At 37.6% G+C, this 24,145-nt stretch carries 22 protein-coding genes; 18 read left to right on the top strand and 4 right to left on the bottom strand.

The window, feature by feature from the left end; translation table 11 throughout:
• Positions 1-268: 268 nt before the first annotated feature.
• The 9 genes from A9C19_RS18340 to gatB all read left to right on the top strand — a co-directional run bounded on the left by A9C19_RS18340 (position 269) and on the right by gatB (position 10,863).
• Positions 269-2,083 (top strand): IucA/IucC family protein, encoded by a 1,815-nt coding sequence (locus tag A9C19_RS18340; RefSeq protein WP_072581273.1) that lies wholly within the window; start codon positions 269-271, stop codon positions 2,081-2,083.
• Positions 2,055-3,740, top strand: coding sequence for an IucA/IucC family protein (locus tag A9C19_RS18335; protein ID WP_072581272.1), 1,686 nt, complete (start codon positions 2,055-2,057; stop codon positions 3,738-3,740). Before A9C19_RS18340 ends, A9C19_RS18335 begins: the two co-directional genes overlap by 29 nt.
• Positions 3,740-4,981, top strand: a complete 1,242-nt coding sequence (locus tag A9C19_RS18330) for an AMP-binding protein (RefSeq protein WP_072581271.1) — start codon at positions 3,740-3,742, stop codon at positions 4,979-4,981. The genes A9C19_RS18335 and A9C19_RS18330 overlap by 1 nt, the downstream gene beginning before the upstream one ends.
• On the top strand, positions 4,978-5,232 hold the full coding sequence (gene asbD, locus A9C19_RS21250; RefSeq protein WP_083584437.1) for a petrobactin biosynthesis protein AsbD: 255 nt from the start codon (positions 4,978-4,980) through the stop codon (positions 5,230-5,232). Before A9C19_RS18330 ends, asbD begins: the two co-directional genes overlap by 4 nt.
• A gap of 13 nt (positions 5,233-5,245) precedes the next feature.
• Positions 5,246-6,229 carry a DUF6005 family protein gene (locus tag A9C19_RS18325; RefSeq protein WP_083584436.1) on the top strand — a complete coding sequence of 328 codons (984 nt, stop codon included), beginning with the start codon at positions 5,246-5,248 and terminating at the stop codon, positions 6,227-6,229.
• Positions 6,226-7,059: a sugar phosphate isomerase/epimerase family protein gene (locus A9C19_RS18320; protein ID WP_072581270.1), complete on the top strand. Its 834-nt coding sequence runs from the start codon at positions 6,226-6,228 to the stop codon at positions 7,057-7,059. Before A9C19_RS18325 ends, A9C19_RS18320 begins: the two co-directional genes overlap by 4 nt.
• 443 nt (positions 7,060-7,502) lie before the next feature.
• Positions 7,503-7,793 (top strand): Asp-tRNA(Asn)/Glu-tRNA(Gln) amidotransferase subunit GatC, encoded by a 291-nt coding sequence (gatC, locus tag A9C19_RS18315; protein WP_072581269.1) that lies wholly within the window; start codon positions 7,503-7,505, stop codon positions 7,791-7,793.
• A gap of 168 nt (positions 7,794-7,961) precedes the next feature.
• Positions 7,962-9,419, top strand: a complete 1,458-nt coding sequence (gene gatA / locus A9C19_RS18310; protein ID WP_072581268.1) for an Asp-tRNA(Asn)/Glu-tRNA(Gln) amidotransferase subunit GatA — start codon at positions 7,962-7,964, stop codon at positions 9,417-9,419.
• Between the two features lie 13 nt (positions 9,420-9,432).
• Entirely contained in the window at positions 9,433-10,863 is a 1,431-nt protein-coding gene (gene gatB, locus A9C19_RS18305) for an Asp-tRNA(Asn)/Glu-tRNA(Gln) amidotransferase subunit GatB (protein ID WP_072581267.1), read from the top strand.
• 589 nt (positions 10,864-11,452) lie between these two features.
• Here gatB and A9C19_RS18295 read toward each other — a convergent pair.
• The 3 genes from A9C19_RS18295 to A9C19_RS18285 all read right to left on the bottom strand — a co-directional run bounded on the left by A9C19_RS18295 (position 11,453) and on the right by A9C19_RS18285 (position 14,589).
• Complete coding sequence (locus tag A9C19_RS18295) at positions 11,453-12,991, bottom strand: potassium/proton antiporter (RefSeq protein ID WP_072581265.1); 1,539 nt, start codon at positions 12,989-12,991, stop codon at positions 11,453-11,455.
• An 18-nt stretch (positions 12,992-13,009) separates the two neighbouring features.
• On the bottom strand, positions 13,010-13,567 hold the full coding sequence (locus A9C19_RS18290; protein WP_072581264.1) for a tyrosine-type recombinase/integrase: 558 nt from the start codon (positions 13,565-13,567) through the stop codon (positions 13,010-13,012).
• Between the two features lie 272 nt (positions 13,568-13,839).
• Positions 13,840-14,589 carry an AAA family ATPase gene (locus tag A9C19_RS18285; RefSeq protein WP_233499201.1) on the bottom strand — a complete coding sequence of 250 codons (750 nt, stop codon included), beginning with the start codon at positions 14,587-14,589 and terminating at the stop codon, positions 13,840-13,842.
• Between the two features lie 295 nt (positions 14,590-14,884).
• Here A9C19_RS18285 and A9C19_RS18275 point away from each other — a divergent pair, with 295 nt between their 5' ends.
• Together A9C19_RS18275 and rlmD are read left to right on the top strand one after the other, a co-directional pair.
• Positions 14,885-15,799, top strand: coding sequence for a diacylglycerol kinase (locus A9C19_RS18275; RefSeq protein ID WP_072581261.1), 915 nt, complete (start codon positions 14,885-14,887; stop codon positions 15,797-15,799).
• A 111-nt stretch (positions 15,800-15,910) separates the two neighbouring features.
• A complete protein-coding gene (rlmD, locus tag A9C19_RS18270) occupies positions 15,911-17,290 on the top strand; it encodes a 23S rRNA (uracil(1939)-C(5))-methyltransferase RlmD (protein ID WP_072581260.1) in 1,380 nt (459 codons plus the stop codon).
• Positions 17,291-18,494: 1,204 nt separating this feature from the next.
• On the opposite strand, the gene A9C19_RS18260 is transcribed toward rlmD, so the two are convergent.
• Positions 18,495-18,902, bottom strand: a complete 408-nt coding sequence (locus A9C19_RS18260) for a hypothetical protein (RefSeq protein ID WP_072581258.1) — start codon at positions 18,900-18,902, stop codon at positions 18,495-18,497.
• Between the two features lie 870 nt (positions 18,903-19,772).
• Here A9C19_RS18260 and A9C19_RS18255 point away from each other — a divergent pair.
• From A9C19_RS18255 to A9C19_RS18225, 7 genes are all read left to right on the top strand, one after another.
• Positions 19,773-20,057, top strand: coding sequence for a hypothetical protein (locus A9C19_RS18255; protein WP_338022834.1), 285 nt, complete (start codon positions 19,773-19,775; stop codon positions 20,055-20,057).
• Positions 20,058-20,711: 654 nt separating this feature from the next.
• On the top strand, positions 20,712-21,017 hold the full coding sequence (locus A9C19_RS18250; RefSeq protein WP_072581256.1) for an SdpI family protein: 306 nt from the start codon (positions 20,712-20,714) through the stop codon (positions 21,015-21,017).
• Positions 21,018-21,120: 103 nt separating this feature from the next.
• Entirely contained in the window at positions 21,121-21,636 is a 516-nt protein-coding gene (locus tag A9C19_RS18245; RefSeq protein ID WP_072581255.1) for a hypothetical protein, read from the top strand.
• Positions 21,637-21,943: 307 nt separating this feature from the next.
• Positions 21,944-22,330 carry a hypothetical protein gene (locus A9C19_RS18240; RefSeq protein WP_233499200.1) on the top strand — a complete coding sequence of 129 codons (387 nt, stop codon included), beginning with the start codon at positions 21,944-21,946 and terminating at the stop codon, positions 22,328-22,330.
• 116 nt (positions 22,331-22,446) lie between these two features.
• Positions 22,447-23,004, top strand: a complete 558-nt coding sequence (locus A9C19_RS18235; RefSeq protein WP_072581253.1) for a putative glycolipid-binding domain-containing protein — start codon at positions 22,447-22,449, stop codon at positions 23,002-23,004.
• Between the two features lie 115 nt (positions 23,005-23,119).
• Positions 23,120-23,428 carry a MafI2 family immunity protein gene (locus A9C19_RS18230; protein WP_072581252.1) on the top strand — a complete coding sequence of 103 codons (309 nt, stop codon included), beginning with the start codon at positions 23,120-23,122 and terminating at the stop codon, positions 23,426-23,428.
• Positions 23,429-23,549: 121 nt separating this feature from the next.
• Positions 23,550-24,005, top strand: coding sequence for an ASCH domain-containing protein (locus tag A9C19_RS18225; protein WP_072581251.1), 456 nt, complete (start codon positions 23,550-23,552; stop codon positions 24,003-24,005).
• The last annotated feature ends 140 nt before the right edge of the window (positions 24,006-24,145 follow it).

The following is a 24,145-nucleotide window of genomic DNA, read 5'->3' as shown; positions in this document are numbered from 1 at the left end:
TCATATCAGAAATCGCCTACATGTTGAAGAGCATTCAACTTCATCTCACGTCATTTTCAAAAGATACGAAGAAAGTCCCTTTTTCTGAAAATAGTAAAAAATGTCCATGTTCAATAATCGTATTAACTGGTATTATGATAATGATATTCATTATCAATAAGGTGAGATCTCTTAGAAAGTCTTTCTGAAAGAGGAAGACTTTTTCAATACTTGTCATTGAGAATGGTTATCAACATATAGGTCTAAAGACTCTGGGAAGGGTGGAAATATGAATAATTCAGCTAAGGATATTGCTGAAAATGCAACATTTCAGGCCTTTGTGAACAGCTATGTTCGGGAAGTGAGTACTGGTTTTTGGATGGAGTTAGAGGAATGGGTAGCAAAGAGAAAGGCAACTACGACTCTATCAGGTACGCACATGTTGGAGGTCGAGCTTGAGCAGCAAGGTGTAACATATGCTTTGGAAATCAAGTATCGGTCAAGGGCGGGAAGGCATATCATCGGTGGCGCCTTAAAATATTGTGTTCGAAAAAACCAATGGATAGCGGAAAATCGATTAACCGTAATGATTACAATGATTCAAGAAGTACACCTCTTAGCGTCCGTAGGTAGAAATCGAGAGTTCACCTCTCATTTTGATGAGCTGATGTTAAGAGTGATAGCCAGTTATCAAACGATGGCAACGTATATTGAAGGAAGACTTGGTGATTCAACTCACCTATATTCAGAAAGCAGTACATTTATTGAAACCGAGCAATCTCTCCTTTTTGGTCATTGGTTTCATCCGACGCCAAAGAGTAGGCAGGGGATGGCGGGGTGGCAGCATCAGAGCTATGCACCGGAACTGAAAGGAAGCTTTCAACTACATTATTTCGGGATTCATCATTCTCTTATAAAAGAAGATTCACTGCTGGATCATCGGGCAAGTGAGCTAGTGAGAAAATCGTTACATACATTACACATACCAGAGGACATGGTTCTTCTTCCAATGCATCCTCTTCAAGCACAGTGGCTCCTACAACAAGAGTATGTAAAGGAAGCGCTGAGGGAGGAGACGATAAAAGACCTTGGTCCAATGGGAGCGAATTATACGGCTACCTCCTCACTAAGGACGGTCTATAATGCCAGCGAAGACTTCATGTATAAGTTTTCGATTCCCGTAAAGGTAACCAATTCACTTAGAGTCAATCAGTTACATGAGCTAAAAGCGGGTATGGTGATGGCAAAACTAGTGAGAAAAAGTAGATTCCTAGAAAGGTATCCAAGCTTCAATGTTCTAGAAGATCCCGCCTATATGACGGTTAGCTTCCCAAATCAAAGGGAATCAGGCTTTGAAGTCATTTTACGTGAAAATCAATTTCCTACTGGAAAGGATCAAGGAATCAGTTCCATTGCTGCGATTGTACAGGACCCTCTACCACATCACAGCTCAACATTAGCCAATCTTATAACGAAATTAGCTTTTTTAGAAAATCGACCATGTGAAGAGGTTAGCCTGGATTGGTTTGAAAAGTATTGGAATTGTGCAATAGAACCACTTATTCGCTTGTATGATGAGCATGGGATTGCCCTAGAAGCGCATCAGCAAAATAGTGTGTTAGACCTTTCAGAAGGGTACCCGAAATCGTACTATTATCGTGATAATCAAGGCTATTATTTATCAAAATCTCTTGAAAAGGAGCTTAGGTTGCTAGAGCCCTCCTTGCTTGAAACACCTGAGCTTTTTTATGAGGATGAGATCATCCAAGAAAGGTTTACGTATTACTTGTTTATGAATCAACTTTTCTCTGTTATTTATCGATTTGGGGCGGATTCTCTTATAGAGGAAGATGTTCTACTTACTTGGTCGAAGGAAAGGTTACAACAAGTAGAAAAAGAGTTATCAGGTTGTGGAAAAGAGTTTGTTCATTCGATTTTACATAAACCGAAGCTTTCCTATAAAGCAAATTTACTCACGCGTCTCCACGATGTGGATGAGTTAACAGCAGAGCTAGAGCAAGCGATTTATACGAAAATAGATAATCCCTTTACGATGATTTCGAAGGAGGAAGAACGTGCAAAAGTTATCTCTTATATCTCTTAGGAAGTCCCAACAACGAGTGAAGCGTCAGTTGGTCGAAGCGATGATCTTTGAACGGCTCATTCCATTTGAAGAAGGGAATGGATTTTTTCGCTTAATCGGAAAAAACCATACTTATACGTGCAAAGGAAAAAGAACAGCATTTGATCGGGTCCGGATAGAAGAGGAAAGTATAGAGGCCACGATCGAAGAGCTTTTAGACGAAGTTTGCACATGTGAGGATGTAAAACAGACCGTTATACATGAATTAGCTCAGACAACGAAGCTTTGTGAGTGGAATGAGGAATACCTCATACATTCACGTTCAAGGAGACATGTAAGCTATGAAGAATTGGAATCTGAGCTTATAGAAGGGCATCCCTATCATCCCTGCTTTAAATCACGTACAGGGTTTTCAAGTGAAGACCATTTCCGTTATGGACCTGAAGCAAAACAATCGTTTCCGCTTATTTGGACGGCTGTAAGAAGAGATAGAGTGAAAATGTCGATTCATGAAGACGAAGAACAGTTTTGGAGAAGAGAGCTTGGTCACTTAATGTGGGAGTATCTTGTACAACAGCTGGAGATGGTAGGGAAGGATTTTCGGTCGTATACTTTTTTACCCGTTCATCCGTGGCAGTGGAATTCACTTAAAGCTCCCTTGCAAAGGCTTGTGGAAAAAGGAGATCTCTATCCTTTCAAGATAAAAGGTGATGATTACAGAGCAACGCAATCGGTACGTACGCTATGGAATGCGTCTCATCCTGAAAAGGCACATGTGAAGGTACCGATGAATATGGTTAATACCTCTTCATTAAGAATGATTCCAACTCATGCGATTTGTTCAGCTCCCTATCTATCAGAATGGATTGGGAAAATTGTTCAGTCAGATACATATTTAAAGAATTCCCTCATCATTTTAAAGGAGTATGCAGGGATAGGGCTTGAAGAAAGTGAGCCTGCACTAGAAGGTCAGCTAGGAGTTATTTGGAGAGAGAGTATTCATCTTTATAAGAACGATCATGAAGAGGCTATTCCATTTAACGCATTTATGATGAGTGAAAAAGATGGAAAACCGTTTATGGACGAGATGATCAAAAGCTACGGAATAGAACGTTGGGTAAAACAATTCATTGAGGTTAGTGTTATCCCCATTCTGCATCTTTTGATAGGTCACGGAGTTGCTGTAGAAGCTCATGCGCAAAATATGATTTTACTACATGAAAATGGATGGCCAACGAAAATAGCACTACGGGATTTCCATGATAGCTTGGAATATGTTGAAGAATTTGTTGTAAATAAGGAGCTTATACCAACGTTTGAAAGCATTCATCCTTATTACAAAGACAAGCCCGATGATGTCTCCTACTGGATGTCCTCTGTTGAAGCATTAAGAGAGCTTGTGATGGATACGTTATTTGTCTTTAACATAAGTGAGGTCTCTTTCTTACTCGAGCAGCAATATGCGTATAAAGAAGAAACGTTTTACCAGCAGGTTGGTTTAGCGATGGGTAACTACTTACGTTCGTACCCGGAATTACAGGATCGGTACAATCAAGTGGGATTTCAACAGGAATTTATTTCTGTCGAGGCGCTGTTGAAAAGGAAGCTTCAGAAAAAGAGTGAAGGTGAGTTTCATCACCTAGTAAAAAATACTTTGTTAAAGAAGGAGCAGGTCTAATGTTTTACGTAGATGATCACTATTACACACTACACGATGTGGAAAAACAATATGAAGTGTTTAATGAAACACCAGAGATTAGAGATTGTCAGAATATAAGACTTGCCGTCTGTATAAAAGACATGTTCGAGTGGATTACTCTTTGTTTATATATCCGTCATAAGGGAGGGACTGTTTTTCCAATCCATCCTTCTACACCAAAAGATGGTGCCATTCAATTGGCTAAAGCATCATCCTGTGACGTCCTGTTTTACGGAGACTTACACTCTCATTCTAGTATTCAATTAGGAAGCAATCGACGAGACGGGGAGGGGGCACTTATCCAAATGAGCTCAGGAACAACCGGAGCTCCGAAATGTATTGAACGAACGTGGAAGTCGATTGAAGAAGAGCTTACAAGCTATCTCTCTGTTTTACCGCTCGATCATACAACCACCTCTATTGTTGCCTGCCCAGTTACTCATTCGTATGGGCTTATCAGTGGTGTACTTGCGTGTTTGAAAAGAGGGGCAGAGCCAGTCGTGATTACGAATATGAACCCAGCTTATCTTATCAAAAAAGTGAAGGAGCAGCCATATCACCTCTTTTATGCGGCACCAACACTTCTCTACATGTTAAGTCGATTCATGAGAGGAGAAAGGCTTTTTCACTATGTGATGACGTCAGGGACTGTTATTCCTTCGACCTGGCTAAAACAATTACAAAACGTCTCAAAGAAGGTGTTCCAGCAATATGGGTGCTCGGAAGCCGGCTGTGTTGCGGTTCATCCTGATCTACAGCATGCATCTGACATGGGATATGCTCTCCCACATGTGAAAATAGAGGCTGGTGAAAAGGAGTCTCCTACGGAAATTCTGATTCATACCTATCAAAAAACAATCTCTACAAAGGATCTTGGTTATCTTCAAGCTGGGGTTCTTACGTTTGTATCGAGAATAGATGACACCATCAATGTAGCGGGACTAAATGTGTACCCTCAAGAGGTAGAGAATGTCTTAATGAATGAGCCTAGAATAATAGAGGCGGTTGTGTATAAAAAAACAAACGACCTAGCAGGGGAACGAGTTTGTGCTCAATTTACCTCCAATGAATTAATGGATGAGAAGGAAGTAAGAGACTGGTGTAGTCGGTTCCTCGCTCCACACCAAATCCCAATGGAGATCAAGCAGGTTACAGAAATTGAAAAGCTTCCAAACGGAAAAATTAGTCGAAAAAAGCTAGCGGAGATGACAGCAGTATGACGAGAACGAAAGAAGAATTTATTGAAGCGATATACGATTTATTAAAAAATAAGCTAAACCTTCCTACGATTGAATCCTTTCATGAGAATGCCCGGTTAAATGAAGATCTTTACATGGATTCCGTCATGATTCTTGAACTTATTTTATTTATAGAACTAGACCTTGGGATTAAATTGCCGGATGAAAAGCTTTCACCAAAGGATTTTCAAACCGTAGGACATGTAGCAGAGTTCTTAAAGAATCAACAGTAGTAGGAGGATACATATGATAAAGGTTCATTGCTTTGTAAGCTGTGTGTGTGAAGTGATTAAGAAAACAAGTGGAGTAGATCATAGACCCTACTATTTTGGCGTCTGGGATGCTGATTTTGATGTTCTTGAGGATCAAACCTTAACCTATCATTCAGATCGAATAGACCATGACTTTTTTAAAAAGTGGTACGAAATGCTGTATGGAATAACGCTCACGAAATGGTATGACGAGAAGAAAACAAAGCAGGAAAATATAACCACGTTACTTGAGATGCTAAACGAGCAATCAGAGCATCAGTATATCATGGTTATGCTAGATCTTTCTATGCTTCCAGAGCGAGAAAATAAGTTCAACCAAAAGCCATTTCCACATTATGTAATGGTAGAGAAAACGGACAACGAACATGAGTGGTTTATGTATGATCCTGATTTTAGATGGGAAGGGAGGCTACCGAAAGATCGCATCCTTAGTGCCCTACAAGAGCCATCTGTTGAAGGAGGCTATGTTTTCCAAGCAGAAAATATCCGTCCTCCAAGCGATGAAACAATTGAAGCCTATTTTCGTACCTGTTTAAAGCATGATGAAAATCCAATGACAGATGCGATTTATGACATTGTAAAAGCCTATACAACTGGTGAGCAAAAGGAACAGCTTTCGAATCTAGGAACAGCATTAAAGCAGATTCCTGTATTAGCGATACGGAAATATGCGTATGAGCATGCCTTTGCTTATTTTTGGGAAATTCTTGGACTTGAAGAGGATTGGTTTGAGTCTTGGTGTGATGAAATTGAAAAGCTTGTAAAAGGATATACCACGATTCAATATCGAGCGATGAAGCTTGCGGTAACAAAGGATTTAGCTTTAGCAGAGCCTGTATTCACGAAGCTAGACGAACAGAATGAATTGGAATTTACCATTAAACAAGGCTTGCAGGAATGCTTTGACATGTGGGTAGTTCATCAGCAAAACCACAGAAAGCAGGTGACCTATAATTGAAGCTCTCTCTTTGTACGATATCCTTTAGACATCACCTCTTATCTCTTGATCAAATTGCTCATTGGGCGCGACTTCACGATTTTCAAGGAATTGAACTGTGGGGAATTCATGCGAAGAATCTTGCAGAAACTCCTGAATACGGAAAGGAATGGCTTAGAAGCTATGGCCTAGAAACGAGCATGATTAGCGATTATCTTCCTTTAGAAGCCACTGAAGAAGAGATGATTAACGAGACGAAAAAGCTTTCCGACTTGGCTAAGCATTGGGGAACGACAAAGATTCGAACATTTGTCGGAAAAAAAGGCAGCGCAGAAACGACAGAAAAAGAAAGAGGCTATCTTGTGACTCGTTTGCGCACGATTTGTGACATATTGTATGCAGATGGTCAGGTTGTGCTTGTTGAGACACATCCACATACATTAGCAGACAGTCTCACCTCTACATTACAATTAATAAAAGAAGTGAATCATCCTGCGCTACGAATTAATTTTGATGTGCTCCATGTGTGGGAATCAGGTGTACATCCTCTTGATGCTCTAGAGCTGCTTCGCCCATATGTCTCTCATTTTCATTTGAAAAACATTCAATCAAGCTCGCATCTACACGTATTTGCTCCAGAAAATGTGTACGCTGCGGCAGGCTCTCGTGACGGAATGGTTTCCTTATTTGAGGGAGCAGTCGACTATCATGAATTCTTTACTAAAGCGATGTCTTCTATGGAAATCCATGCTTCGTTAGAATGGTTCGGTCGCGATGTGAAGCAGATATTGAAGGAAGATGCTACCGAAATGAGAAGGCTTGCAGATATGCTGCAAAAGGAAAAAGTGTAACTATATTGTGGATATGCCCCGTCACGAGAAGTGGCGGGGTGTGGTGTATGTGGCTGTTTGCGGGTGTTGGGCGTGTGTCGGAATTTGTCGCTTTCTTAATAAATCTCTCAATTTCGAAAATAAAAGATGGAAAAGCGTTGATAAATAGACCAAAACCGTGAATAAAGTACGAGAAAGCGAAAATAAACCATGCAAATTCGAAAATAAAAGGTCAAGTCACACCAGATACAGCAGTACCTAATAAGGAGAAAGATCACCGATGTAAGCTGCTAGCCCCATTTTGATAGCGTACTCATAAAATGGCATTCTCGAAAAGTACCAGCCTCGCGCCTTTTTATCCTTGATTCCTGTACGAAACCCTTTACCGAATTGTTGATTATCTATACGGTCTTTTGGTATCATCAGAGTATTGTGATTGTACGATTTTTTGGAGGTGAATGGATATGTCAAGAATTTCAACAGATCAAGTAAAACACGTAGCAAACTTAGCTCGATTAGCGATTACAGAAGAGGAAGCGGAGCTTTTCTCAAAGCAGTTAGATTCGATTATTTCTTTTGCTGAGCAACTAAATGAAGTAGATACGGAAAATGTGAAACCAACAACTCATGTACTTGAAATGAAAAACATCATGCGTGAGGATGAACCGAAAAAAGGATTAGACAATGAAGAAGTTTTAAAGAACGCACCAGATCAAGAGGATGGATACTTCCGTGTACCATCGATTTTAGAATAAGGCTGGTTTTTAGCGAGTGTTGCTTTCGGTAAACTTCCAAGTGCCGGATTTTCCCCTGAAACAAGGTTTTTTCTTTCTGTATAGAGAGAATCTCTCTTTTCTTACTTGTTAATCAGGAATTTAAGCACCAAAATGAAGAAAAGAGCCTAGAATAAAGGAGGGACAAGCGTGGAGCTTTTTGATCGTAAAATATCAGAATTAAAAGAACTTTTACATAAAAAAGAAATTACGGTTTCTGATTTAGTCGATACGTCTTACAAAAGAATTCAAGAGGTTGACGACAAGGTTGGAGCATTTTTAACATTAAATGAAGAAGACGCACGTACATATGCTAAAGAATTGGATGAGGCGTTAGATCAACGTAACGAATTTGGCTTGCTTTTTGGTATGCCTATTGGTGTGAAGGACAATATCGTCACGAAAAATCTCCGTACGACATGTGCGAGTAAAATCCTAGAAAACTTTGACCCAGTTTATGATGCGACAGTGGTTAAGCACCTGCAAACTGCAGAGGCAGTCACAATTGGTAAATTAAATATGGATGAGTTTGCGATGGGATCTTCGACTGAAAACTCTGGATTCAAGCCAACGAGAAACCCTTGGAACCTAGATACTGTTCCTGGTGGATCAAGTGGTGGTTCAGCAGCGGCAGTAGCAGCTGGAGAGGTTCTTTTCTCTTTAGGCTCTGATACAGGTGGTTCAATTCGTCAGCCTGCAGCCTATTGTGGAGTAGTCGGATTAAAGCCTACATATGGCCGTGTGTCACGTTTCGGACTTGTTGCCTTTGCGTCTTCTTTAGACCAAATCGGACCAATCACTCGAAATGTAGAGGACAACGCGTACTTACTTCAAGCAATTACTGGTGTGGATGAAATGGATTCCACTTCTGCAAACGTGGAAGTACCAGACTTTTTATCTTCTTTAACTGGCGATGTGAAAGGACTGAAAATCGCTGTTCCGAAAGAATATTTAGGTGAAGGTGTAGATGAGGCGGTTAAGCAATCTGTTCTGGATTCACTAAAGGTATTAGAAGGACTAGGAGCAACATGGGAAGAGGTTTCACTCCCTCACTCTAAATATGCTCTTGCTACGTATTATTTAATTTCTTCGTCTGAAGCATCAGCGAACTTGGCTCGTTTTGATGGTGTACGCTATGGCTACCGTTCAGACAATGCAGAAAATCTTTTAGAGCTATACAAGCAAAGTCGTGCAGAGGGCTTCGGTAACGAAGTAAAACGTCGTATTATGCTTGGTACGTATGCCCTTAGCTCTGGCTATTATGATGCGTATTACAAAAAAGCTCAAAAGGTTCGTACATTAATTAAGCAGGATTTTGATAACGTTTTTGAAAAATACGATGTAATCATTGGACCAACAACTCCAACACCAGCATTTAAAATTGGTGAAAACGTGAAGGATCCATTAACTATGTATGCAAATGATATTTTAACCATTCCAGTAAACTTAGCGGGCGTACCAGGAATTTCTGTTCCATGTGGCTTATCAAACGGTCTACCACTAGGCTTACAAATTATCGGAAAGCATTTCGATGAAAGCACCATTTATCGTGTTGCGCATGCATTCGAGCAAGCAACAGAACATCATAAACTAAAACCTGAACTGTAAGGGGTGAGAATCAATGGAATTTGAAACGGTCATTGGACTTGAGGTCCATGTTGAATTAAAAACAGACTCAAAAATCTTTTCAAGTGCACCAAACCATTTTGGAGCGGATCCGAATACGAATACAACAGTGGTTGAGCTAGGCTATCCAGGAGTTCTCCCTGTTTTAAACAAAAAGGTAGTCGACTTCGCAATGAAGGCTTGTATGGCGCTAAACTGTGAAGTAGCAACTGAAACGAAATTCGATCGTAAAAATTATTTTTATCCAGATAATCCAAAGGCATACCAAATCTCACAATTTGATAAGCCAATTGGGGAAAATGGCTATATTGATATTGAAGTGAACGGAGAAACGAAGCGTATTGGAATTACACGTATCCACATGGAAGAGGATGCGGGGAAACTCATTCACTCAAACGATGGCTACTCTTTAGTTGACTTAAATCGTCAAGGAACGCCACTTATTGAAATCGTATCCGAGCCAGATATTCGTACACCAGAAGAAGCCTATGCTTATTTAGAAAAGCTAAAGGCAATTATCCAATATACAGAGGTTTCCGATTGTAAAATGGAGGAAGGCTCACTTCGTTGTGATGCCAATATTTCCTTACGTCCTGTTGGACAAGAAGAATTCGGGACAAAAACGGAGCTCAAGAACTTAAACTCTTTTGCCTTTGTTCAAAAAGGTCTTGAATATGAAGAAAAGCGTCAAGAAAAGGTTCTTCGTTCAGGCGGAGTGATTGAGCAGGAAACTCGTCGTTATGATGAAGCGTCGAAAAAGACCATTCTTATGCGTGTAAAAGAGGGCTCTGATGATTATCGTTATTTCCCAGAGCCAGATCTTGTAGAGCTTTACATTGATGAAGAGTGGAAGGAAAGAATCCGCGCGTCAATCCCTGAGCTTCCAGATGCACGTCGTAAACGCTACATTGAGGATCTTGGCTTGCCTGCATACGATGCACAAGTATTAACAATGACAAAGGAAATGTCTGATTTCTTTGAGCAAACATTGGTAGCTGGTGCAGAAGCAAAGCAAGCATCGAACTGGATTATGGGTGAGGTAGCAGCATACTTGAATGCAGAAGGTAAAGAATTAACTGACGTTGCGTTAACACCAGAAGGACTAGCGGGTATGATCAAGCTAATCGAAAACGGAACCATTTCATCTAAAATCGCCAAACAAGTTTTCAAAGAATTAATTGAAAACGGGGGCGACGCAGAGAAAATCGTGAAGGATAAAGGATTAGTTCAAATTTCTGATGACGAAACACTACGTAAATTCGTAACAGAAGCGCTAGACAACAACCCACAATCGATCGATGATTTCAAAAACGGGAAGCAAAAGGCAATTGGCTTCTTAGTTGGTCAAATTATGAAGGCGACAAAGGGACAAGCAAACCCACCAATGGTGAATAAGCTGTTGATGGAAGAAATACAGAAGCGTTAAACATAATGAGGGTGAAGTCTTATAGGGCTGCATCCTCATTTTTTTTAGAAAAATAGTAGCTATAATCGTTCACGGTATGTAGGGAGTGAACGAAATGAGAAGATCTTGGAATGAACGGAACGATTAAGCAGGAAGAATTGTTCCTTTATTGAATTAGGAACAAAGAAGTCTAGAAATTTTTTGCAATATAAATATAGCGTCATTACCTAAAGCCTCTTGGTAAGTAAAAGAAATATACTTGTAAGGAGATGATCTTTTGGTTCTTTTGTTGGATTATCTGTTCCAATTTTCGGCAATTATCTTACTCTTATGTTCTTTTTATTATTATAGACATTTTAAAAGAGAAAAGAGGGGAAGAAAGCTAACCCGCTTTGAAGGTTCCATTTATTTTGTTACGAGAGTAGCATTTTTCGTTTGTGGAGTGAGTTATCTCCTTTTGCTTTTAAATTAATTAGATAGGGGCTTTAGTAGAAAAACAGAGGATATCAATTCATCAAGAAAGGAGCTTGGTTATCCAAGCTCCTTTCTTGTGAGGTTATTTCCCTTATGAATGAATCATTTATTTTAAAGAGAAGTCCGTTAAGAGCTTTCATTTGGCTTCTTGCTCTTCTTTCGGTTTTTTCTTCGGTGATTTTTTTGCTTCTCCTTCTTCAGGCTCTTTCTTTTCCTCAAGCAGCCTCTTGACATCTGGCTTGCTTTTTTTAGAGGTTAACACATAGAGAAAATCACCTGGGTTGATTTTTGTGTTGCCTTGAGGAGTAATTAGCTGGTCAAAGCGGATGACAGCATTAACAATGGCTCCGTCAGGGAATTCAATATCCTGTAAGGTTTTACCAACTATCGCTGAATCATCTTCTATTTCATACTCAATCATTTCCGTATTGACTTTACCGAGTGAAACAAGCTCTAAAGAATGCATTGGAGTTGTTTTCTTTGGTCCGGTTAGCCCAAGCTTTTCGGCTAAGTTTGTAATCGTTGTTCCCTGGATTAAACAGCTTGTTAAGACAACGAAGAACACGACATTAAAGATCAGCTGACTTCCTTCAATCTCTGCTAGGAGTGGGAAGGTCGCTAGGACGATTGGGACGGCACCTTTTAAGCCTGCCCAAGATAAAAAGATGAGCTCTTTATTCGTATAGTTCATGTTAATTGTTGAAGCAAAAACAGCAATAGGTCTTGCTACGAAGATTAAGAGTAACGAAATAAGAATACCTTTTAGAATAACTGGCAATGAGAATAAATCAGATGGAAAGACCAATAAGCCAAGGATCACGAACATTAAGATTTGCATCATCCAAGCAAAGCCTTCGGCAAAACGAAAGATGGAATGGCGATAGGCAATTTCAGAGTTTCCAATCACAATCGCAAGGACATACACCGCGAGTAGACCACTACCATTTGCTAACGAGGTGACTCCATATGTTAATAAAGCAAAGGCAATCGATAAAATCGGATAAAGTCCACTTGAATCCAAGTTAATCCGATTTAAGGCTTTTACAACTAATTTTCCTGCTAGTAAACCAATGAGAACACCAAGCCCCATTTGAACAAAAAACATACCAATGAGGGAGAAGATATTCGTATCTGGTAATGTAATTATTTGAATCATGGCAACCGTTAAAAAAACAGCCATCGGATCATTGGAACCTGATTCAGCCTCAAGCGTTGTTCCAATTCGATCCTTAATATTTTGTCCTTTTAAAACAGCGAAAACGGCCGCGGCATCTGTGGATCCAACAATTGCACCGAATAATAAAGATTCTAAAATACCTAAATCTAAGATGAACCAAGCCGCAAATCCGACAATTCCTGAGGTGATTAAGACCCCAATAGTTGCTAAAGATAAGGAAGGTGCAATAACTGGCTTTAAGTTCGACCATTTTGTTTGAAGCCCACCTTCGAACAAAATAATCACTAAAGCAAAAACACCAATCATTTGGGCTGTACTCGCATTATCGAAATAAATAAACCCTAGCCCATCACTTCCCATAATCATTCCAATCGCAATAAAAAGAACAAGTGCAGGAACCCCAAGTCGAGCAGAGAATTTCGTTGTGACAACACCTGCGATTAAAAGAATCGAGGTTAATAAAACGAAGGTGTCCGTATGAACGATTTCTTCAAACATATGCATCAGCTCACTTTTCTATAAATGTACATCTAGCTTTATGTCAATCGGTTGACCAGGCTGAAGGCCAATATAGTGCTTTGTTTCAGAGGGGGTGGATTGCTGTAGTCTTTTTTGTATAAGGGAGACGGCAATCCCACTTTTATATGCGTGATAGCCAAACGTTTTTCGTAAGGTATGTGTACCAACTGCTTCTGTAATGCCAGCCTGTTTTGCGGCTTCATTTAAGATCCGATAGGCCTGCTGCCTCGTAATAGGGGCACAAGTTTTTTTCGATTTAAATAGATAGTCGCTTGGTTGTAACTGAAGATAAGAGATACATTCTTCTATAGCTTCTCTCACATTCTGATTGAGATATACGGGAGGGTTTAGGTGAATGGATGATTTCATAAAGGCTTGTACCTCTTGCTTTTCATCAACAAAATCCCCTACATGAAGATGTAATAGGTCATATATACGTATTCCCGTATTAATGCCAAGTAAAAACAAACAATAATCACGAGGAGATCGAGTTTTTAAATACTCTTTCATTTTTAGTAGCTGTGAAAAATCTTTTATGCCATCTACATGCTTCATATTTTCTACCCCTTTATGTTACATAATATGATTTTATCATAGGAATATGTTACATAGAAGAAATCTGCTCATCAATTCATTATTTTCAGAAAAAAAGCTTAGGGCGCCTTGCAAAGCATATGGCAATAAGATGAATTGTCTTCCATCCTATTTGGCTTTAGACTAGGCCAGGTGCTGAAGCTAGTGTTGAAGTATTTATCCACAAGCAATATATTTATTTTTATAAGTGAAAAAAAGCCCCATCTTCCCTTGAAAGAAAAGATGAGACAAAACTATTCTTGAAACAAATGATGAAGTAATCTGTCCTTGTCATCAAAAAATTGTTTCATAATCTGAAAGTGATTGGTTTCCTCGAGTTTTTTCTCCTGTAATCCGTCCTCTGATAATTCAATGATTTTGGCAGATGGATACGCCATAATGATCGGTGAGTGTGTGGCAATAATAAATTGTGAACGATTTGTTACTAGCTCCTGTATGCGTGTAAGCATAGATAGCTGTCTTAGGGGAGACAGGGCAGCCTCAGGCTCGTCCAAAATATAAATCCCATCACCACGGAACCGATGATTGAAGGTGGAAAAGAAAGCCTCACCATGTGATTGCTCATGAAGAGACACTCCTCCGTACGAATCAATTACAGGAGCTCCATAGCCAGGTTCCTCATCTAATTTTTGTATCGTTGAAGCGACATTATAAAAGCTTTCTGCCCGAAGAAAAAAGCCATCCTTAGGTCGAACGGTTCCTTTAGCAATTCGAACAAAGCGTTCAAGCTCTGAATGGGAGTCAAAGGTGGAAAAATTAAAATTCAATGTGCCCCCCTCAGCATTAAACCCTATTGATAACGCAATGGCCTCAAGCAAAGTGGACTTCCCCATCCCATTTTCTCCAATAATAAAGGTCACATTTGGATGAAATTCAAGCTCTGTCAGCTTTTTAATACTAGGTAAGTGAAAGGGATAGCGCTCAAACGAAGGCACATCCTCTCTTTTTAAAGATAGTCTCCGGATATAGTGGCTGCGGTTCATGTTTACCTCCATATGAGTAAATTCATACTTTTAGTTTATCAAAAATAGGTTACAAGTGAATGATTCCCTTTACTTTTTTTGGATTTCGTGTTGATAATATTAGTTGGGGATATGAATTTTTCTGCAACAAAGTCTACGAAATAACCTATAGTTCAAACAATGAAAATAAATGTTTCAGTTTTGTCAAAATAGGACAAAGTAAGGATAGAGAAATACTTGCTATTTTTATGCGGAAGCGTATAATTATTGCTTGTTCAGTAATAGAAATACATTCTAAAGTAATAGGATGATGGGGATGAAAAAGGCAAGAATAATCTATAATCCAACGTCGGGTAGAGAGCTTTTTAAAAAGAATTTACCTGAGGTTTTACAAAAATTCGAACAAGCTGGCTATGAAACCTCTTGTCATGCGACAACGTGTGAAGGAGATGCGACGACTGCCGCAAAAGCTGCAGCAGAGCGTGGCTTTGATCTCATTGTAGCAGCTGGTGGTGACGGAACGATTAATGAAGTGGTCAACGGTGTGGCTGAGGTGGAAACTAGACCACAAATAGCCGTTATACCAGTTGGAACAACGAATGATTTCGCACGAGCTATCGGAATTCCGTTAAATAATGTGCTCCAAGCCGTGGAGGTCATATTAAATGGTGAAGCGCAGAAAATTGATATTGGTAAAGTAAACGATCACTATTTTATTAACATTGCTGGTGGTGGACGTTTAACAGAATTAACATATGAGGTTCCTAGCAAACTAAAAACGATGGTTGGGCAGCTTGCCTACTATTTAAAAGGGATGGAAATGCTCCCATCCATTCGTCCTGCAGAGGTTCAAATTGAGTATGATGGAAAGCTGTTTGAAGGCGAAATAATGCTTTTTCTCGTTTCCTTAACCAATTCCGTTGGTGGCTTTGAAAAGCTTGCACCAGATTCCAAATTAAATGATGGAATGTTCGATTTGTTGATCTTAAAGAAGGCAAACCTGGCTGAGTTCATTCGAGTAGCTACACTTGCGTTACGAGGCGAGCATATTAATGACGAGCATATCCTCTACACAAAAGCAAACCGTGTAAAGGTTTCAAACAAGGACAAAATGCAATTAAACCTTGATGGAGAATACGGTGGTCTGCTACCAGGTGAATTCGTCAACATGTACCAGCATATTGAATTTATCGTAGCTGCTGAAAAGGCAAGACAGATGAGAGAAGAATAAAAAAACTTGGCTGAAGGGAATCGCCAAGTTTTTTTGGGTTCCCGTCCTGCTTTTTAAAGTGGGGAAAAACTATGATAAAATAAATGAAATTGAATGAAAAGGAAGAAGAGAATGGCTAAAAGACAAGCACCCGTCGTGAAAAATGAGATTTACGACGTTACGTTTGAAGATTTAACTCATGAAGGTGCTGGTGTGGCAAAGATTGAAGGGTTTCCTATCTTCGTCGAAAATGCCTTACCAGATGAACAGGCAAAAATTAAAGTGATCAAGGTTAACAAAGGCTTCGCTTTCGGAAGGCTGGTTGAATTAAAGCAGGAAAGTGCCCACCGAATTGACGCTCCGTGTCCAATTTATTCTCAATGTGGAGGCTGTCAGCTACAGCACGTAAGCTATGAAGGGCAGCTTGAATACAAGCGCAAGCAGGTCGAGCAAGTATTAGCGAGAATCGGCAAGCTTGATCTAAATCAAGTAAAGGTTCATCCTACTCTAGGAATGGAAGACCCTTGGAGCTATCGAAATAAAGCCCAAGTCCCAGTAGGTGAAAGAGAAGGCGGGCTTGTCGCGGGCTTCTACCAAAAACGAAGCCACGATATCATTGATATGGAACGCTGCCTCATTCAGCAAGCTGATAATGACGATGTTGTTCAAGCTGTTAAACGTATTTGTGAAAAATACGGTATCCGAGCGTATAACGAAGAAAAGCACAAAGGCTGGCTACGTCATATCATGGTTCGCTACGGCTTAATTACAAACGAATTAATGGTCGTTTTTGTTACAAGAACAGCTGATTTTCCACATAAGGCGGACATGATCAAGGAAATCACAGAAACATTCCCACGTGTAAAATCGATCGTGCAAAACATCAATTCAAAACGAACAAACGTCATCTTTGGTGACGAAACAAATGTGATATGGGGAGAAGAGTATATTTATGACAAAATTGGTGATGTCAAATTTGCTATTTCCGCACGCTCTTTCTACCAAGTAAATCCTGAGCAAACAAAGGTGCTATATGATAAAGCGCTAGAATATGCTCAGCTAACAGGTGAAGAATCTGTCATCGATGCCTACTGTGGTATCGGCACAATCTCGCTTTTCCTTGCCCAAAAGGCGAAAAAAGTCTTCGGAGTAGAAATCGTCCCTGAGGCAATTGAAGATGCAAACCGAAATGCCGAGTTGAACGGCTTCACAAACGCCGAATTTGCCGTCGGTGAAGCAGAGGTGGTCATCCCAAATTGGTACAAGCAAGGAAACAAAGCAGATGTGATTGTCGTCGACCCACCACGTAAAGGCTGTGACGAAGCACTCCTTACGACTATCCTAGATATGAAGCCTAAGCGAGTCGTTTATGTGTCATGTAATCCTGGAACATTAGCAAGAGACTTACACCTATTAGAACAAGGTGGCTACGAAACAGTTGAAGTCCAGCCTGTTGATATGTTCCCACATACTGTGCACTGTGAAGCCGTTGCGTTGATAGAGTTGAAATAAGTTTGATTTCAATAGGTTTAGCGATTTTACGTTGAATAGTGATGTGTGTTTCATGTTCCCTCGGCCGAATGGTTCGGGGGCTTTTTAGACAGATCTGTTATAAAACTATCGCTAGCTAAGTTGAAGCAGACTATAAAGACCATAAAAGAATAAAACCATTATTGAGGCTGTTAACATCCAATCTTTTTTGCTTGTCTTGAGTACCTTTATTCTGTTATACCAAAATACCTTAAACATCATAAAAACAAAATGTGAAATTAATATAAATAAAATAATGAAAAGTATATATTCAGTTGTTAGATATAAACGACCAAATGAAAACAGGGCTAAAAGAAATAAAAAGATAGTGAACTTGATGCTTCGGAATTTTTTTGGATTAAATAAAAAGTCAACAACTTTATCTTTCATCTATTCACACCACTCCTATATTTAAGATGCTTCATCTTCCAAATCCTGCTTAGTTAATAATAATAGCATCAATACCAATTTATTTAACGCGCTTTTAGTGCTGAAGTGTTATTTGATTAAAGAAGTTTATACAATTATAAAGTATCTGGAGGCTTTTAAAATCTCAAAGAAAACCCCTGGATAAGGTAATGTTTCGACTGAACCCATTCCATCTACATCTGTTGTATGTTTTTCCCTTTGTATCGATACTAACAACAAAGAGAAAGATATAAAGAATGAATATATTCAGTTTTCACAAAAGTTTTTTCCACGTTCTCTATCCCTTTATTATGGAGTACCTTTATTCACTATTCCTTGTTCCTAATTTTAACATAACCTTTGATTATGTAACTTAACTTGTGGCTAATACATGAAAATCACTATTCTTGTTCAAGATTATCGCATTTATTGCTGAAGATGATAATCTGAAACATTTTTACTGAAAGAAGATTAATAACCCTATGATTCCAGTAACAAAATAACAAGCACTACCTATTCTCTTCTTCTTAATATCGACGTCACATTTCTTTTCCAATTTTTTTATGTATTCATAAACAATTCCAAGACAAATTATTAGAATAATTCCATGAACAAAATTATCTTGTAGATAAACTGTTGCTAAGACTGTCATTACTGCAAATGCTATGTTACTTACTATTGTTTGAATTGATCTTCACCTCTTCGTTTTTTGGAGCTTTTTAAGGCTCGATACTAGATAAACGCGCTTTGTTTGTTGAAGAGCATAATGAAAGATACTTTAATACCTTTCTATAATTATCACATCATCGTAAGGAGTAAGGTACTCCTTTTCCCCTAATTTAAAATCAGCACCTTGACGATCAATCTCTACATATTGAACAACTTTATCATCTTCCATGAAAACCAAAAGATATATATCATCTCTCCAATCAATATTACTAGGATCTTTAAAATGAACACCTAATTGCTCATCTATCCCTTTTTGGGTACTATAAGGTGTAAAAAGAAAGCCTTTATCCCAGTCAAAATCAGTTAAAGTTTTAATACTGATTTCAGTATTGTTTACATCTTCTACTATAGAATATATAGACTTCCCTAGTTCTACATTATGGGAAACTTTATTAAGAATGCTATATCCTGTTAGCAATAGTAGTAGTAGAAAAACGAAAAAAATAAGTTTTCTCAAATCTAATCTCCCTTCTTCTTTTAAGATACCCTATAAAAAATTCTAATTTATCGTAACCTCATTACATCTTAACATAAATATCCAAATTTAAGTTTGAAGGCTTTCTCTATTTGCCCTGCCCTAAAATAAGATCAGCGCTACCCATTATTCAAGAAAAAGAAGAGCGCTCATCCTTGTTCAAGAATCGCGCTTTGTATGTTTAATATCGCTAGGATGATATTTGTTTATCTTATGACTTCATATACAGTTTTCCAATCAAGATGTCTAGCCATTCTATTTTCAATTTGCCCTAATGGTTTAAAGCCAAATTGTTCATAAAGAGAGTGCGAATTTTTTGTTGCAAGTTGGAAACTCGTTCCTATTAATTTAGGGTGTTCGGTGGTCGGTACAAAGTTTTGGGGATGAAAAGTGATTAACAAACAAACAGGTGATAAAACGAGGTAACATCCTTTTTTTAACATTTTGAAGAAATGTTTGGTCAAATCTACACAAAAATGGATGTATTTATAACTAATAGATCACACGAAATACGTAATTCTACATTCATAAAAGTGATTACAGAAAAGAAAGGGGATTATACAGAATCTTCGTATCTGTATATAGATGGACAAAAACATTGGCATGATTAGCAATAATAGTTGGGAACAAAACAACACTATAAGAATGGAGAGATGTTATTGACAATACAATTTAATATGGCCGAAGGAGTCGCTGTTTTTAATAAGGATGTGCGCTTTTTATGATGTAAAAACAAACTGTTGAATGTTATAAATGGATATTTATGTTAAAATAATTATAGGTTTATGAAGAAAGAAAATCAAACAATTGGGCAAAGATTGAGGAAGTTAAAATCAATTTAAGGACGGTAGTATGATGAAACTATTTAGTATATGGTCAATAATCTTTATATTTTTAAGTTTATTATCTTTTGGCTTAAACATGCTATTAGAGGTTTATTTCGAACCAATTGCACTTATAGCGGGTATCTTTTTATTAATCGGATTCATCCTTAGCTTTATTGCTATTACGAAAAAGGAAGATGGGAAAATAAAATTCATATCAATCGCCTCATTTTTTATCATTTTATTTTTACTAACTTGGTTTGAACCATTTCAAGTTGTTCGTATAATGACTTGGCTTAAAAATATTTCTTAATGGGTAGCTTTCCTTTAATATGAATTAACGAGGTGATTAATGGGTAATGACCAATTGTTAAAAATCATCTAAAAATGGTTTGATAATGTCGATCTACAATTTAAAGAAGTTTTACATAGACTTGATACTATTGAGAGAAGTCAACAGGTAGATGTTCAAATCTACTATCTAAGAAGGTTGACTGTATGATTTTAGTTAAGCGAGAAGACAGGTAAACATGACACAAAATAAATAGCCTAGAGAAAAAAATTCAGTCTTAACATAGGCTGGATTTTTTAGCTTGTCTTCTTCATTTGTGCTATGCACTTAACCTAATAATTTCTTTAGTATAATTGTAATCTTCCACAAACAAAGCATTTTTTGGAACAAGGAAGGTGCTTGTTTTAAGTTAAGGGCAGATTGTGAAGTGACTCTTTTGTTACGTAGTAGACTCTTACTGCGCAGCAATGATGGAATGATTTTTGGAAAATCAGGACTGTCATCTGTTATTTTTTGGTATAACACTAGTATGAATAATTGTAATATTATGAAATATTTCACTTAAACTAAAGGTCAGTTTAGTGAAGGAAGGCTACAAGCAAATTGTAAATATTTTATGGAACCTTTATCTTTGGTTATTCGTAAATATTCAATACATGCGTGGGAGGATATACCTTGAATGAAGGGGTAGTAATGGGAGCAGTAATGGGAGCCGTTTTTTTCATAGCAGGCATGATATTATATTTCTTTCCGCCAAGAGAGATAAACAATATCTATGGGTATAGAACATCGAGTTCAATGAGAAATATAGAAAATTGGGTTAAAGCAAATAAATTTTGCAGTCGTTTATTGATGATTTTCGGGATAATTATGCTTATATTTTCATTCATTTTTAAAAATACAATTATGAATTTCACTACGCTTGGAGTGTCGATAATTCTTATTTTTATTTTAGTTGAGATAAAAATTGCGAAGGGTTGAATTACTAATTAAAGTAACGGAGAGCGTTTCTGTAACAAGCAGAATCGCTTATTTCACTATTGGACATTAGAGTACAAGAAGGTATTTTATGGAGGATAAACGAATGATAATCAAAGCAGAGATAATAACCCAGCCATATTCAGGAGAATTCACAGAAAAGATTTATGATATTCCGAATAAATGGACCTCTCAAGATTGGACTTGGATAAAATTCTCAAATAATGATTTAACTGAATGGTGCGGAAATTTTCGAGGCTTTCCACGAGAAGTTGCAGTATCAAAAAAGCATAGCTGTGTTCTTGTCCTTACTTCGGATTATCTGTTTAACCTTGATTGTATCAGTGGAGAATTAACTGAATATGAGTACCAGCCCCAATATCAAAGTTTAACAGTAAGCCCTTCGGGGGATTTCATACTAGCTGATTATTATGAGATTAAAATTATAAAATCAACTTTAACTGAAAGGAAACATGTGGTTAGTCCTATAAAAATGGATCTGATTAAGTTTCATAAGTGGTCTAACAATAAACTATCAATTTCCTGTGAAGAGTTTTTGAGTTGGAACCATGTTGAGTTAGAACTTGATGGTAAGACATTTGAAGTAAGTGTTAAAGACTAACATAAATTATTCAAATAACGGATGCCAGAGAGAATAAAGATGTTTAAAGAACTCGATGTAATTAGAGCTAGAAGAAGGCTAATAATCTGGGACTTAAAATTGCAGAAGAAATTGATACACAATGGGAATTGTTTTTAGTAAATACATATGATCACAACGAACTAGATACAATCGATTTAACCACAGTTATAATGCCACACGAATGGTTATTAGTTTGGTTGGATAAATTGCGCTAACGGGAAGGATAGTGGAAGAAGAAACTTAGGATAGAGTTTTTCCAACTATATATAAAAAGGGGCTTATTACATTGGTTGAAAAGTTATTTTATGTCCTCATTGTATTAGCATTAGTTATTATTAACGGATGTTCAATTGAAGGGGAAGCAACCACAGTAACAATCGATAGTATTGATGCCGAGGAAGTTTTAACATTGGATTCTGATGCAGATGTTTTTCAGTATGAAGGAGTGGTCTACAAAGCTAATATTGATTGGGTTGAGGAATTGTCTTTAACAAAAGATGTTCAAATCGGTGAAATAAAAACAAAAAACGATGCAAATACAGAATTTAAAGACGAGATGTCTAATAAACTGCCTGTTGGTGCAAAGATTTTTTCCACCAAAGAAAGAGGAGATATTTTAATTGTTGAATCTGATGGAACAATCAAAAAATATCTTGCAATCGTTGAAGGGTAGACAAAATACCTTGTTCAAGATAAATATGCGTTGAAGTTATTTGACTAACGAAGTAGTTTACTTCAATACTCGAGTTGTGATATTAAAATTGTTTAGAAATAATTGGGGGAGCGTATATGGTTGTAAAGGTAGTATGGCATAACGAAGAACTATATGGTTGCGAGTACCTTAAATTAGAGAATAAATCCGAAAACCTCGTTATTCAAAGTACAGTTATATATGTAGATGAAAAAAAGACCAATGCTCATAATGTGAATTATTACGTTGAATTAGATGAACATTGGCGAACAAAGAGGTTTAGTATCAATGTTGATAACATTGACAGCATTGAATTACATACTGATGGAGATGGAAACTGGTTTAATACTGATGGAGAATCCATTTACAATCTTAAAGGTGCGATTGACATAGATATTTCTGCTACTCCTTTTTCTAATTCTTTACCTATTAATAGAATTAATTGGAGTATTAATCAGATAGAACACTTTCATATGGTCTATATATCAGTTCCATCTTTAGAAACAAAAAAAGTACCCCAAACATATCAATACATCCGTAAAGAAGGGGAATTAAAATATTTTAAATATCGTTGTTATGATTATGAAACAATCATTTGTGTCGATTCAAATGGTTTAGTTGTTGATTATCCAAATGCTTTTAGTAGGATATTATAATGTAAAGTATGTGACTCAATTCACTTAAATTAACAGGTTTTATAGTTTAACAGGTAGGAGTCGCATTTTTCATTAACGGTGCAGATGACTTAAAGAAAGGAAAGGGAGTTTGACAGTGAAGAGTTCGTTATTGCTTAGTTTACACCGAGCTTTATTCGGTGCAATTCCTAAAAACCTAAAAGGATTAAGAGTTAAAGTAACTAATGATTTGCTGATATGGCAGGCTTTCTTTGATACACAGCCAACAGAAGAAGAAAAAGAAGTGTTAAGTGTTGCATGTACAGAAGTTATAGCTGATTTGCCGAATATAATTAAGGTGGAGGAAGAATATCTCTACCATCCAGGACCACTAACAAACACTACGATGGAAGAGTGGGTTTTTGTTAGATGGGAGTCTGAAAATAAGCAAGCCCAAATGAATTAACTTTATAGAAGTAACGGGTAGCAAGACTTCAAGTTCAAGCTGTCTGAGGCAGTTTTTTTTCGTTAGTGAACCAAAGTGCAGGATAATGAAATAAGAATTAGTAAAGGAGGCTTTGTTTTGTATGAATAGTAAGGTACAACAATTTTGGAATGAGTATTGTTTAACTAATCATAAACAAGAGATTCATTATAAAGAGGCATTTCAATTCGGAGCTTCAGCTGATTTGTTAGCCAATTTAGTTGTCGAGGGAAAGAAGTCAGCGACGACTTCAGGTTTCTTGTTTTATGAGCTAGAGAATGAAACTCTACCTAAAGTGGGCGAATATAATATAGTTTTAGATGGTAAGGAAAATCCCGTTGCTGTCATTCAAATTCAATCTGTTGAAGTTATTCCTATGAATGAGGTATCTGAGGAATTTGCTTTAGCGGAAGGTGAAGGGGATTATCGTTTTTGGTGGGATGCGCACGAAAAGTTCTTTACCGAATTATTAAAAGAGTACAAAATTGATTTTTCACCAGATATGTTAGTTGTATGTGAACGCTTTAAAAATGTATATTCAAGAAAGCACTTAAATTAAGAGCAGCTATTATCTCCCTAACAAGATGTCAATGTTTACGAAGCTTCAATGAATCTTTATTGCTAGCTCTAAGGAAAATAATTTTCAGGGCTGAATAATGGAACAAAACAAGGTTTTAGTGTGTTGTTATTTGTGTAAAG

It is taken from the genome of Bacillus weihaiensis (assembly GCF_001889165.1).
In the GTDB taxonomy this organism is placed as follows: Bacteria; Bacillota; Bacilli; order Bacillales; family Bacillaceae; genus Metabacillus; species Metabacillus weihaiensis.
This window is presented reverse-complemented; position numbering and strand designations above follow the sequence as displayed.